The 13723-nt window shown below is 74.0% G+C and carries 8 protein-coding genes; 3 read left to right on the forward strand and 5 right to left on the reverse strand.

Annotation, left to right across the window (positions count from 1 at the left end; all coding sequences use genetic code 11):
- Nucleotides 1-153 precede the first annotated feature (153 nt).
- From O1G21_RS24985 to O1G21_RS24995, 3 genes are all read right to left on the reverse strand, one after another.
- Nucleotides 154-1149, reverse strand: coding sequence for a hydroxymethylglutaryl-CoA lyase (locus tag O1G21_RS24985; protein WP_270146838.1), 996 nt, complete (start codon nt 1147-1149; stop codon nt 154-156).
- A complete protein-coding gene (locus O1G21_RS24990; protein WP_270146840.1) occupies nt 1146-3416 on the reverse strand; it encodes an ATP-binding protein in 2271 nt (756 codons plus the stop codon). Before O1G21_RS24990 ends, O1G21_RS24985 begins: the two co-directional genes overlap by 4 nt.
- 113 nt (nt 3417-3529) lie before the next feature.
- Nucleotides 3530-5242 carry a carboxyl transferase domain-containing protein gene (locus O1G21_RS24995; RefSeq protein ID WP_270146842.1) on the reverse strand — a complete coding sequence of 571 codons (1713 nt, stop codon included), beginning with the start codon at nt 5240-5242 and terminating at the stop codon, nt 3530-3532.
- A 133-nt stretch (nt 5243-5375) separates the two neighbouring features.
- Here O1G21_RS24995 and O1G21_RS25000 point away from each other — a divergent pair, with 133 nt between their 5' ends.
- A complete protein-coding gene (locus O1G21_RS25000) occupies nt 5376-6065 on the forward strand; it encodes an SACE_7040 family transcriptional regulator (protein ID WP_270146844.1) in 690 nt (229 codons plus the stop codon).
- A 404-nt stretch (nt 6066-6469) separates the two neighbouring features.
- Nucleotides 6470-10558 (forward strand): ABC transporter ATP-binding protein, encoded by a 4089-nt coding sequence (locus O1G21_RS25005; RefSeq protein WP_270146846.1) that lies wholly within the window; start codon nt 6470-6472, stop codon nt 10556-10558.
- A gap of 112 nt (nt 10559-10670) precedes the next feature.
- Here the strand turns inward: O1G21_RS25005 and O1G21_RS25010 are convergent, their stop codons facing one another.
- On the reverse strand, nt 10671-11600 hold the full coding sequence (locus O1G21_RS25010) for an ATP-grasp domain-containing protein (protein WP_270146847.1): 930 nt from the start codon (nt 11598-11600) through the stop codon (nt 10671-10673).
- A 145-nt stretch (nt 11601-11745) separates the two neighbouring features.
- On the opposite strand from O1G21_RS25010, the gene O1G21_RS25015 reads away from it, so the two are divergent.
- Nucleotides 11746-12270 carry an NUDIX hydrolase gene (locus O1G21_RS25015; protein WP_270146849.1) on the forward strand — a complete coding sequence of 175 codons (525 nt, stop codon included), beginning with the start codon at nt 11746-11748 and terminating at the stop codon, nt 12268-12270.
- Between the two features lie 54 nt (nt 12271-12324).
- Here O1G21_RS25015 and O1G21_RS25020 read toward each other — a convergent pair whose 3' ends face one another.
- Entirely contained in the window at nt 12325-13584 is a 1260-nt protein-coding gene (locus tag O1G21_RS25020; protein WP_270146851.1) for a hypothetical protein, read from the reverse strand.
- Nucleotides 13585-13723: the final 139 nt, after the last annotated feature.

Consider the following 13723-nt stretch of genomic DNA (forward strand, 5'->3'; position numbering starts at 1 on the left):
TCCTGGTGCCCGGCCGGAGTGGCCGCGGGCATGAGCGGGATGACCGGCGTCCGTCTGACGGTGTGACGGTCGCGCGGTGTGGTTGACGGATGAATGCGGTGCGCGGCGCCGGCCGGACCGAACGGGCGGCCGGCGCCGGTGGGGCGGGCGGGGTCAGCCCCGGGTGGTGCCGAGCAGCGCCTGGACGGTGCGGGAGGGGCTCGGGCGGCCCAGGCGCTCGGCCATCCAGCCACTGGTCGCGACCAGCGCGCGCAGGTCGACGCCGGTCCGGATGCCGAGCCCGTGCAGCATCCACACCAGGTCCTCGGTGGCCAGGTTGCCGGTGGCGCTCTTCGCGTACGGGCAGCCGCCCAGACCGCCCGCCGAGGCGTCCACCGTGGTGACGCCCTCGCGCAGCGCCGCCAGGGTGTTGCTGAGCGCCTGGCCGTAGGTGTCGTGGAAGTGCACGGCGAGCCGGTCGACCGGGACGTCGGCCTTCGCGAAGCCCGCCAGCAGGGCGGCGACCTGGCCGGGGGTGGCCACGCCGATGGTGTCGCCGAGGCTCAGCTCGGTGCAGCCCATCTCCAGCAGCTGGACGCCGTACCGGACCACCTGGTCGACCGGGACGGGGCCCTCCCAGGGGTCGCCGAAGCACATCGAGAGGTAGCCGCGGACCGTGACCCCGGCCTCGGTGGCCCGGGTCACGACCGGGCGGAACATCGCCATGGCCTCGTCCGCCGAGCGGTTGAGGTTGCGCCGGGCGAAGGTCTCGGTGGCGCTGGCGAACACCGCGATGTCGGTGGCGTGGTGGGCGAGCGCGCGGTCGAGGCCGCGCTCGTTGGGCACCAGCACCGGCAGCCGCAGGCCGGGGTGACGCTCGGGCAGGTCGGCGAGCCGGGGCATCAGCTCCTCGGCGTCGGCGAGCTGGGGTACCCATTTCGGGTGAACGAAGCTGGTCGCCTCGACGGTCCGCAGGCCGACGGCGGCCAGTCGACCGATGAACTCCGCCTTGACCTCGACGGGAACGAGGGAGCTCTCGTTCTGCAGCCCGTCCCGCGGTCCGACCTCGTGGATCCGGACCTCCTCGGGCAGGCCGGGGGCGCGGACCGGGTCGGGCAGCCCCAGCTCGAGGGCGTCGGGCTCGTGGGCGGCGGTCTCCTGGGACGTCATGACCGCACCTCCGCGGGCTCGGCGGCCTCCTCGGCCGGGGTGACCACGACCAGCAGGTCCTCCATCGCGACGGTGGCGCCCGCGGCGGCCCGCAGCTCGGCCACCACGCCGTCATGTGGCGCGGCGATCACGTGTTCCATCTTCATGGCCTCCAGCACGAGCAGGGGCTGGCCCTTGCGGACCGTCTCGCCCGCCGTGGTCTTGACGACCGTGACGGTGCCGGGCATCGGGGCGGTCAGGGCGCCGTGGTGCGCGGCGGCGCCGGCGGCGCTCTCGACGACCGGGTCGTAGGCGTGCATCGGCCAGGCGTCGCCCTCGACGCCGAGCCAGGTCACCGGGCCGGCCGTGAGGCCGGGGGTGGCGTCGGTGGCCAGCGCGAAGGCGGTCTGCAGGCCGTCGACGGTCAGGTGCAGCCGGTCGGCCGCCAGGGTCGCGCGGGCCCGGTGCACGGGTCCGGCGTCGAGTCGGAGTTCCACCTCGCGGGTGGGCTCGGGGGAATTGTCAGTGGCGTCGGTTACGTTGCCCGCAGTGATCGAACGGATGCGCACCGAGACCGGGTCCTGGCCGGGGGTACGGAGTCGGTGGGTGGTCCAGGCGGGGGTGCCGCCCAGGCGCCAGCCGGAGGGAAGGGAGAACGGGTCGGTCCAGCCGCCGGGCTCGGCGGCCGGGGTGAGTTCCAGGTGCCGTGCCAGCGCGGCCGCGTAGTAGAGGAGGTGGGCAGGTGACGGCGGTTCGGCCGCCGGGACGTCGCTGCCGTCCGCGGGGCGGGCGGAGCCCGTGGCCCCGGCCGTGTCGGCCGCGTTCGACGGGGCCGCGTTCGACGGGGAGTGAGGCGCGACGAGCAGGGCCGGCTGCTGCTGGGCCGTCTGTTCCACCAGGCCGGTGTCCAGTCGGCCGGCGACGACCTCGGGGTGGGCGAGCAGTCGGCGCAGGAAGCCGGTGTTGGTGGTGACACCCAGGATGCGGGTGTCGGCCAGCGCGGCACGGAGTCGGCGCAGCGCGGTCGGGCGGTCGGGCCCGTACGCGATGACCTTGGCGAGCATGGGGTCGTAGGCGCTGGTGACGACCGTTCCGGGGGCGACCCCGGAGTCGACTCGGATGCCCTCGCCCCGGGGCTCGTCCAGGGTGAGGATGCGACCGCCGGTGGGCAGGAAGTCCCGTTCCGGGTCCTCGGCACAGATGCGGGCCTCGATGGCGTGGCCCAGGAAGGAGACGTCGGACTGGGTGAAGGAGAGCGGCTCGCCCGCGGCGACGCGCAGCTGCCACTCGACCAGGTCCAGTCGGGCCGAGTCCGGACCGACGGCGACGGCGAGTTCGGTGACGGGGTGTTCGACCTGGAGGCGGGTGTTCATCTCCATGAAGAAGAAGTCCCGTACCCCCTCGGCGGCGGAGGCGGGGGCGTCCGGGTCGATGCCGGGGACGATGAACTCCACGGTGCCGGCCCCGGTGTAGCCGCAGGACTGCGCGGCGCGGACGGCCGCGGCGCCCATCGCGGCGCGGGTCTCGTCATTGAGCAGAACGGAGGGTGCCTCTTCGATCAGTTTCTGGTGGCGGCGCTGGAGGCTGCACTCGCGCTCGCCGAGGTGGACGGTGGTGCCGTGGGCGTCGGCGAGCACCTGCACCTCGATGTGGCGCGGTCGGTCGATCCACCGCTCCAACAGCAGGGTGTCGTCGCCGAAGGCGGTCCGGGCGACGCGGCGGGCGGCGCCGATCTCGGTGGGCAGGTCGGCGGGGTCCCGCACCAGGCGCATGCCCTTGCCGCCGCCACCGGCGGAGGGCTTGAGCAGGACCGGGTAGCCGATCTCGTCGGCGGCGGCGACGAGTTCCTCGTCGGTGGGCGCGGTGGCCTGGCTGCCGGGGACGACCGGGACGCCGGCGGCCCGTACGGCCTCCTTGGCGTTGATCTTGTCGCCCATCAGCTCGACCGCACTGGGAGGTGGTCCGATGAACACGAGGCCCGCGTCGGCGCAGGCGCGGGCGAAGCCGGGGTTCTCGGCGAGGAAGCCGTAGCCGGGGTGGACGGCCTGGGCGCCGGTGCGGCGGGCGGCGGCGAGGATCTGGTCGGTGCGCAGGTAGGTCTCGGCCGCCGAGCTGTCACTGCGGTCGGCCGGGCCGAGGCGGACCGCGACGTCGGCCTCGCGGACGTGCGGTGCGTCGGCGTCTGCGTCGCTGAACACGGCGACCGAGCGGACACCGAGCCTGCGCAGGGTGCGGATCACCCGCAGCGCGATCTCGCCGCGGTTGGCGACCAGAACTGTGTCGAACATGGGAGGCGTTCCTCCGGGTCGAGGGGAGCCAAAAGAAGGAGGTGGCGGTGGGCGGTCGGGGCGCCGGCCCGGTCGTCGGACCGGCGCCCCGGGAGTCACACCCGGAAGAGACGTCACATGCGGAAGACGCCGTACGGAGCGGGCGGTGCCAGCGGGGCGTTGGCGCAGGCGGTGAGGGCGAGGCCGACGACGGTGCGGGTGTCCATCGGGTCGATCACGCCGTCGTCCCAGAGCCGGGCCGTGGCGTAGTAGGCGTTGCCCTGGCGCTCGTACTGCTCGCGGACCGGGCGCTTGAACTCCTCCTCCGCCTCGGTCGGCCACTCCTCGCCGTGCGCCTCCAGCTGGTCGCGGCGGACGGTGGCCAGCACGGAGGCCGCCTGCTCGCCGCCCATCACGGAGATCTTGGCGCCCGGCCACATCCACAGGAAGCGAGGTGAGTAGGCCCGGCCGCACATCGAGTAGTTGCCGGCTCCGTACGAGCCGCCGATCACCACGGTCAGCTTCGGGACCCGGGTGCAGGCCACGGCGTTGACCATCTTGGCGCCGTGCTTGGCGATGCCGCCCGCCTCGTACTGCCGGCCGACCATGAAACCGGTGATGTTCTGCAGGAAGAGGAGGGGGATGCCGCGCTGGTCGCACAACTCGATGAAGTGGGCGCCCTTGACGGCCGACTCGGAGAACAGCACGCCGTTGTTGGCGACGATGCCGACCGGGTGGCCGTGGATCCGGGCGAAGCCGGTGACCAGGGTCGCGCCGTACTCGGCCTTGAACTCGGCGAAGCGGCTGCCGTCGACCAGCCGGGCGATCACCTCGCGCACGTCGTAGGGCGTGCGCGGATCGACCGGGACTGCGCCGTACAGGCCCGCCGGGTCGACGGTCGGCGGCTCGACCGGGGCGAGCGGCCACGGCTTGGCCGCGCGCGGGCCGAGCTCGGACACGATGGTGCGGACGATGGAGAGGGCGTGGGCGTCGTCCTCGGCCAGGTGGTCCGTCACGCCCGAGGTGCGGGAGTGCAGCTCGCCGCCGCCCAGCTCCTCGGCGGTGACCACCTCGCCGGTGGCGGCCTTCACCAGCGGCGGTCCGCCCAGGAAGATCGTGCCCTGGTTGCGGACGATCACCGCTTGGTCGCTCATCGCCGGGACGTACGCGCCGCCCGCCGTGCACGAGCCGAGTACGGCGGCGATCTGCGGGATGCCCGCGGCCGAGAGCCGGGCCTGGTTGTAGAAGATCCGGCCGAAGTGGTCGCGGTCCGGGAAGACCTCGTCCTGCATCGGGAGGAAGGCGCCGCCGGAGTCCACCAGGTAGATGCAGGGGAGGCGGTTCTCCAGCGCGACCTCCTGGGCGCGCAGGTGCTTCTTCACCGTCATCGGGTAGTAGGTGCCGCCCTTGACGGTGGCGTCGTTGGCGACCACCACCACCTCGCGTCCGGCGACCCGGCCGATGCCGGCGATCACCCCGGCCGCAGGCGCCGCCCCGTCGTACATCCCGTCGGCGGCCAGCGGCGCCAGCTCAAGGAAGGGCGAGGCCGGGTCGAGCAGGGTGTCCACCCGGTCGCGGGGGAGGAGCTTGCCGCGTGACGTGTGCCGGGCGCGGGCCTTGGCGCCCCCGCCGAGGGCGGCGGTGTCGAGCTTCGCGCGCAGTTCGGCGACCAGGGCCTGGTGCGCCTCGGTGTTGGCCTGGTAGGCCGCGGAGCCCGGGTCGGCGGAGGTGCCGAGCCGGGGCGCCGGAGCGGCGGCTCCCGGCGGTACGGCACCCGATGCCGTCGCGGTGCCGGTCGCTGCGCTGAGCCGGACGCCGGAGGGTGCGCCGGTGGTTGAGATGACCATTCCCAAGAGCTCCCTTGCCCTCGGCAGCAGGTGGGCGGGCCGAGTGCGGTTCGCCCGTGATTCCCACGTTAATTAACGTTAACTTACGCGCACAGGTTAACGGCCGATAACCCCACTGTCTACGATGGGCAGCATGCCGAACGTCCCCGCAGCCTCCGCGCTCCCACGCCGTGACCAGATCCGCCGGGAGGCCGCGCGACTGTTCGCGGCCCGGGGCTTCCTCGGCGTGGGCGTGGACGAGATCGGCAAGGCCGTCGGCATCAGCGGCCCCGGCCTCTACCGGCACTTCGCCGGCAAGGACGCGATGCTGGCCGACCTGCTGATCGGCATCAGCGAGCGCCTGCTGGAGGAGGGGCGCCGCCGGGCGGGCGGCGGCGACGGCCCGGCCGCCGCGCTGGACGCGCTGATCAGCGGCCATGTCGACTTCGCGCTGAACGACCGCGACCTGATCACCCTGCATGACCGCGAGCTGCTGAACCTCAAGGAGGAGGACCGGCGCACGGTCCGTCGGCTCCAGCGCGGCTACGTCGAGCTCTGGGTGGACGTGGTCCGGCAGGCCCACCCGCCCCTCGCCGCCCCCGCCGCCGAGCCGATGGCGCGGGCCGCCGTGCACGCGGTCTTCGGCCTGATCAACTCGACCCCGCACAGTCTCGGCCCGAACCCGGCCCAGGGCGAGCGCGCCGGTCTGCAGCGCGACGGCATGGCCGCGCTGCTGCACACCCTCGCCCACGGCGCTTTCGCGGCCGCCGCGGACTCCGCGGCCACCGACTCGGCCGCTGCGATTGGTGGCGCGACGGCCGATCCCGCGCCCGAGTCCGCCTGACGCCGGGCGCGCGTAGTCCAAGGCCCGGAGCGCCCGGGGCCTTCGGAGTGCCTTCGGGGCAACCGAGTCTCCGAACCTCGACCGAACGCCCGAGCCCCCGGCTCCCGGCGTGCACCGGACCGGCTCACCGTCGGCCCTAGGTCCAAAGGACGGCGCCCGTCCGCCCCCGGCCGCTGGGCGTACGGCGAGTCGTCGGCGACCCTTGGGGCAGGGGCGGGCCATCGGGTCGCAGTTGTGTTCGACTGGGAATCACCGCAGGCGACGGGCTGTTGCCCAGTCCGCCGGACCGGACGATCCGGGCCGCCCCGGCACCAGCCCCGACCGCCTCCCGCGGCCGGAAAAGCCATGGCGGCCACTCGACGAAATGGTTAGCATCCCTAAATATGCCCGAGACTCACGGATCCATGGTGGAGCAATCCCCGAGCGGCTCACCCGCCCCCGGCCCGAACTCGGAGGGCCCCGGCGACAGCCCGCAGACCGCCGACGCGCGCCCCGAGCTGAGCGAGACCGCGAAGCCGAGTGAGAACGCGAAGCCGAGCGGGACCGCGAAGCCGAGCGATGACACCGGGCCGAGCGACAACGCCGAGCGGATCGCGGACGGGGCCCCGAGCGTGGACCCGGCCCCGAGCGCGGACGCAACCCGGAGTGCGGAAACGCCGGCCGGGACCGACGGCTGGCTGCGCCGCCTGATCGGCTACAGCTGGCGGTCCCGCCGCAGCCTGCTGCTCGCCTTCGGCGCCTCGCTGCTCGGCATGGCCGTCACCGCGCTGGTGCCGCTGGTCACCAAGCTGATCATCGACGACGTCATCGTCGCCCACACCCGCTCGCTGACCCCGTGGGCAGTGGTGCTGCTGCTCGCCGCCGTCGTGGTCTTCGGTTGCACCCAGGTCCGTCGCTACTACGGCGGCCAGCTCGCCCTCGACGTCCAGCACGACATGCGCAGCGACCTGTTCCGCTCGCTCGGCCGGCTCGACGGTCACCGCCAGGACCGCCTGGACACGGGCCAGGTGGTGGGACGCGCGACCTCCGACCTCCAGCTGATCAACGGTCTGCTCTCGATGCTGCCGATGATGACCGGCTACCTGCTGATGTTCGTGATGTCGCTGGGCGTGATGGTCTGGCTGTCCGCGCCGCTGACCCTGATCGCCCTGGTCATGGCCCCCGCGCTGTGGTGGGTCAGCGTGCTCAGTCGAAAGCGCCTGTTCCCGGCCACCTGGGCCGCCCAGCAGGAGGCGGCCGCCGTCGCGGGCGTGGTGGACGGTGCGATCGGTGGCGTCCGGGTGGTCAAGGGCTTCGGCCAGGAGGTTCAGGAGCAGGACAAGCTGGAGCTGGCCTCCCGCAACCTGTTCGCCGCCCGGCTCCGGTCGATACGCCTCAACGCCCGCTACAACCCGGCGATGCAGGCGATCCCGGCCCTCGCCCAGGTCGCGGTGCTGGCCTTCGGCGGTTGGCTGGCCGTCGACGGGAGGGTCTCGCTCGGGACGTTCGTCGCCTTCTCCACCTACGTCGCGCAGATGACCGGTCCGGTGCGGATGCTGACCATGGTGATCACGGTCGGCCAGCAGGCCCGGGCGGGCGTCGAGCGCGTCCTGCAGCTGATCGACGAGCGCCCGCTGGTCCAGGAGCGCCCGGGCGCGCTCAGCCTGGACCTCACCCAGGACGGCAACACCGCGGACGACGCCCCGAACGACGGCTCGGCCGGCCCCCGCACCTCCGACGTCGCCCTGGAGTTCGACCAGGTCGAGTTCCGTTACGACCCGGAGCACCCCGCCCCCGTCCTGCACGGCCTCAGCCTGAAGCTGGCCCCCGGCGAGACCCTCGCCCTGGTCGGTGCGTCCGGCTCCGGCAAGTCGACGGTGGCCCAGCTGGTGCCCCGCTTCTACGACCCGGCGGCCGGCGCCGTCCGTCTCTACGGCCACGACCTGCGCGACCTCACCCTGGACTCGGTCCGCGCGGCGGTCGGCATCGTTCCCGAGGAGAGCTTCCTCTTCTCCGAGTCGGTCCGCACCAACATCGCCTACGGCCGCCCGGACGCCACCGACGAGCAGATCGTCGCCGCCGCGCGCGCCGCCCAGGCCGACGAGTTCGTCCGCGCGCTGCCGGACGGTTACGAGACCAAGGTCGGCGAGCAGGGCCTGACCCTGTCCGGTGGTCAGCGCCAGCGCATCGCCCTGGCCCGGGCGATCCTCACCGATCCCCGGATCCTGCTGCTGGACGATGCCACCTCGGCCGTCGACCCGCAGGTCGAGGCGGAGATCCACGACGCGCTGCGCTCCGTGATGACCGGCCGCACCACCCTGCTGATCGCCCACCGCCGCTCGACCCTCCAGCTCGCCGACCGGATCGCCGTGCTGGACCGCGGCCGACTGCTGGACCTCGGCACGCACGAGGAACTCGAAGCCCGATGTCCCCAGTACCGGGCCCTGATCACCGACCCCGAGGCTGGCCGGGCCCCCGAGCGGCAGAGCCCGCAGACCCAGCAGCCCGAGCAGACCCAGCAGCCCGAGCAGCCCGCACAGGTCGAACAGCAGAAGCAGCAGGAACAGCAGGAACAGCAGCAGGAACGGGAACAGGGACAGCCCGAGCAGAAGACTCCCGAGCTCCCCACCCCCGCCCTCGCGAAGGCGGCCCGCACCGCCGACCCCGATCTGCTGGCCAAGGTCGCCGCGCTCCCGCCGGCCGCCGACGTCCCCGCCGTTCCCCGCGCCGAGGCGGAGGCCGGCGACCCCGACTTCAGCCTCGGTCGCCTGCTGCGGCCCTTCCGCGTTCCCCTGCTCCTCGCCCTCCTGCTGGTCACCCTCGACGCCGCCGCCGGGCTGGTGCTGCCGGTGCTGATCCGGCACGGCATCGACGAGGGCGTCCGCAAGAGCCTGATGTCCGGCGTCGCGGTGGCCTCGATCACCGCGCTGGTCGTCGTCCTGCTGGACTGGCTGGTGCAGAGCGCCGAGAACCGGGTCAGCGGCCGTACCGGTGAGCGCGTGCTGTACACCCTCCGGCTCAAGATCTTCGCCCACCTCAACCGGCTCGGTCTGGACTACTACGAGCGCGAGCTGACCGGCCGGATCATGACCCGGATGACCACCGACCTGGACTCGCTGACCTCCTTCCTGCAGACCGGCATGGTCACCGCCGTGGTCAGCCTGCTGACCTTCGCCGGGATCTTCGTGGCCCTGCTGGTCATCGACGCCGGCCTGGCCCTGGTGGTCTTCGCCGTACTGCCGCTGCTGGTGATCGCCACCCTGGTGTTCCGGAAGAAGTCCAAGGACCAGTACGAGCGCTCCCGCGACCTGATCAGCACCGTCAACGCGGACCTGCAGGAGAACGTGGCCGGCATGCGGATCGTCCAGGCCTTCCGCCGCCTGGACACCAACACCGACCGCTTCGTGGCCCGCGGGATCGCCTACCGGGAGGCCCGGGTCCGCGCCCAGCTCTACATCTCGCTGTACTTCCCGTTCGTCCAGTTCCTCTCCAGCGTGGCGGCCGCACTGGTGCTGATCGTCGGTGCCGCCCGGGTGGACGCGGGGACGCTGACGGTCGGCGCGCTGGTCGCGTACCTGCTCTACATCGACCTGTTCTTCGCCCCGGTCAACCAGCTGTCCCAGGTGTTCGACGGCTACCAGCAGGCCTCCGTCGGCCTCGGCCGGATCCGCGAGCTGCTGCGCACCCCGACCACCACGGCGGAGGCGGCGGACCCGGTCCAGGTGGCCGGGGCGCTGCGCGGCGAGATCAGCTTCGAGGGCGTCGGCTTCGCCTACAACGGCGGCGCGGACGGTGCCCCGGACGTGTTGAGCGGCGTCGACCTGCGGATACCCGCCGGTCAGACGGTGGCGCTGGTCGGCGAGACCGGCGCGGGCAAGTCGACGCTGGTCAAGCTGGTCGCCCGGTTCTACGACGCCACCGAGGGCACCGTCCGGGTGGACGGCGTGGACCTCACCCGCTACGACCTGGCCCAGTACCGTCACCGCCTGGGCGTGGTGCCGCAGGAGGCGTACCTGTTCGCGGGCACGGTCCGGGAGGCGATCGCGTACGGCCGGCCGGATGCCTCGGCGGCCGAGGTGGAGGCGGCGGCCCGGGCGGTCGGCGCCCACGACATGATCGTCCGGCTGTCGGGCGGCTACGACCACGAGGTCGCGGGCCGTGGGCGGAACCTTTCGGCGGGCCAGCGCCAGCTGATCGCGCTGGCCCGGGCCGAGCTGGTCGACCCGGACATCCTGCTGCTGGACGAGGCCACCGCGGCGCTCGACCTGGCCACCGAGGCCGCGGTCAACCAGGCCGCGGACCGGCTCAGCGGCGGTCGCACCACGCTGGTCATCGCCCACCGCCTGACCACCGCCGAACGCGCCGACCGGGTGATCGTGCTGGACCACGGCCGGGTGGTCGAGGACGGCACGCACACCGAACTGCTCGCCCTGGGCGGTACGTACGCCCGGCTCTGGCACGCGTTCATCGCGGACGGCCACCCGGCACCGGCCGAGACCGTCGCCGCCGGGTAGCGGCCCGGACCTGCTGGCCCGGGCAGGGCCGGCGGGACCGGCGGACGGACACCATCCGAACACGGACCGTCCGCCGACCCGCCGACCCACCGCCCCATCGACCGCCGGTCAGTCAGGCGGCGATCAGCGAGGCCAGCAGCCCCGAGGCGTCGATCCCGCGCGGCAGGTCGCTCACCTGCCCGTCCCCGACCTCCACCACCCGCCAGCCGGAGCCGTCGGCCCGGCTGGCGAGGTCGGTGGTGACGAAGCGGCAGCCGAGTCTTCGCACCAGCGCGGGGACCTCGGTGAGGTCGGGCTCGACCTGCAGGTGCGGCGCGTCCGGGTGCGGCCCGACCAGGATCGGCCGCCCGTCCAGCCACCACACCCGGGCCTCCACCGCCTGCCGGTCGCCGCCCCCGCCACCCTCGCCGCTCGCGCCCTCGTCCGGTCCGGCCGCGCGCTCGAACTCCTCGTACCGTCGCAGCACCACCCCGCCGGCCAGGAACTCGCCCTGGAGCTCGACGAACCGTCCGACCACTCGGCTGACGGCCGCCAGGTCCGCCAACTCCGGTACGTAGCAGGCCTCGTGCCACTCGTGCTTGCGCGACTTCACGTAGTCCTTGACGATCGCCGGCCCGCTCCCGCCGAGCCGGGCCACGGCCTCCGCCAGCTCCTCCGGCGTGGGCGGCACCCCCCTGGTAGTCGGGATCCAGACACTGGGTGGGGTCGCCCCCTCGAACGCCCCGTACCAGCCGGGCAGTTCGTGTGCCGCCGCGTAACCGGGCGGGCTGGTCAGCAGGTTGCCGCCGCGGTCGGTGAGCACGGCGGCGAACTCGGCGTACCGGGCGGAGGGAAGCATCCAGCCCCGGTACCAGAGCGGTCCGCTGCCGCGGGGCACCTGCCGGACCGCCTCCTCGGCGCGCCCGGCGAGCAGCGCGTCGTGGTCGACCAGGTGGTGCTCGCCGCCCAACTCCCGCACCAGCCTGGCCTCCCAGGCGAAGTGCGGATCGGGCCGGCGCGGGTTGAGCGGATCGGCGGGGAAGAGCATCGAGGGTACGGGCATGGCGGTCAGGGTACGGCCAGCGGACCGCCCGCGACCCCGACCGGCGCAGGTCCGTCCGGCCCCCGGGCCCCGGTAACGCCCCGATCGGACGGCCGGGCCGGGGAATCCGGTCGACGCCTGGGCCGGGCGCTGCCAGAGTGTCCCGATGCGAAGACTGCTGCGACCGCGCAAACGCGTCCCCCGCCAGGCCGCCCGCACCGTGGTCCTGGACCAGAACGGCTCGGTGTTCCTGCTCCGCTCGGACAACGACGAGGTCGGCGTCCACTGGACCATGCCGGGCGGCGGGCTGGAACCGGGCGAGACCCCGCAGCTCGGCGCCCGGCGCGAGCTGTGGGAGGAGACCGGCTGGACCGACCTCGAACCCGGACCGCTGCTCTGCACCTGGGAGCACGACTTCACCTGGCACGGCACCCCGGTCCGCCAGCACGAGCACATCTACCTCACCAGCGGACCGCACCGCGGCCCGGTCGGCGACGTCAGCGCGGTGCACGCCGAGGACCGGATCCTCGACTGGCGCTGGTGGACCCCGGCCGACCTCGCCGACCAGAACGCCGACGCGCTCTGGCCGCCCCGGCTCCCGGAGTTGCTGGACGCGGTCCGTACGGGCTGGGCGATCGACGGTCGCCCCCCGGTGCCCGTCGACCTCGGCTACATCCCGAACGCCCGTTAGCCGCCCTTCGCTTGCCCGACACGCCCGCTACGTCCGACATGCCCGCTACGCCGGCTAGCCGCGCCCGCCGCGCCGCGGTCGCCCGGGCGGGCCGGGCTCCCAGCCGTGCAGGTCCAGTTCCCGGTCGTGCAGCGCCCAGGGGTTCATCAGCACCGTCAGCTGGGCCCCGGTCAGCTGCTCGACGGTGAGGCCGGTCTCGACGACCAACTGCTCGGTCGACACCGAGACGGCGATGGCGGGACGCCAGGAGGGCAGCACGACCAGGCTGGTCCCGCGCCCGACCCGGATCGGCTCCGCCGCCGCCCGGACCGGTGTCCGTTCCTCCGGGCGGCCGACGGCCTCCGGCTGGACCGGGCTGCCGCCGATCAGGATGCCGAGCGGCGGGACGGCCCGGGACTCCTCGGCCCCGCCACCGGCCACGGACCAGGCGTCCGAACCGGCTGCCGGGGGCGTGCGGTCGGCCACCACCCGCGGTACACCGGTCAGTTCACCCGCCCGCCCAGCACCGCGCGGCTCCGCCCCGGTCGGCTGGGTGGCGGCCGTCTCCCGTGCGGTCGCCTCCTGCCCGGTCCGGTCGGCCCGGGGGTGCATCCGGCGCAGCCGGCGGGAGGGGGACGGCCGCCGCGAGCCGAGGCTCCGCACCTCCTCCCGCATCGAATCGCGCATCGAATCGCGCATCGATTCCCGGGAGGCCTCGCGCGCCGACCGCGGCGCCGGTGCTGGCCGGTTGCCCTCGGACGGTGCGGCCGTCTGCTGGAACCGGACGAACCCCGGCCCGGTCTCGCCGAACGGTGCGCCGGTAGCGGCCTCCCCACCCCTGCCCCCGGTCTCCTCGTCCCCGTCCCCATCTCCGTCCCCGGCCTCGCCGAGCAGCGCCCGTACCTCCGCCACCGACCGGCGGCACGCGGCCGCCAGCTCGGCGAGCGAGCGCCCTCCGGCGCGCGCGGCCCGCAGCCGGTCGGCGAACGCCGCCCGAAGCCGGTCCGCCGTCGCATCGCCGCCTGCCGCGGTGCTGTCCCTCGCATCGCCGCCCACCGCAGAGCCGCCCGCCGCAGCAAGGCGGAGCTGCGCCTCGACGTCCTCCGGGGTGCGCGGCTGCGGCACCGAGTCGTGGCGGGCCGGAGCGCCGGCCGCGCAGGTCGTACCGGTCGGGCCGCCTTCGGCTGCCGTGGCGATCGAGCAGACCGGTGCCCCCGGAATCCCCGCCCCGGCCGCGCCGGGCGGTGCGTCGGCCGGTGCGTCGGCCGGTGGCGAAGAGCCCGCGGGCGGGCCGGGCAGGGCGGGGTCGGCGGAGGTGGGATGGAGCGAGGTCATCGGCGGGCCCTTCGGGGGACGGTCCCGACGATCCTCCCGCACGGCGCGACCAGCTCCAAGCGTCATTCCCGGGCGTGTGCCCGAGAGCACGACGGGATTTCCGGGAGATCGATGGTGCCCCCTACCAGGCGTATCGGCT

This window comes from Kitasatospora cathayae (assembly GCF_027627435.1).
GTDB classification, from domain to species: domain Bacteria; phylum Actinomycetota; class Actinomycetes; order Streptomycetales; family Streptomycetaceae; genus Kitasatospora; species Kitasatospora cathayae.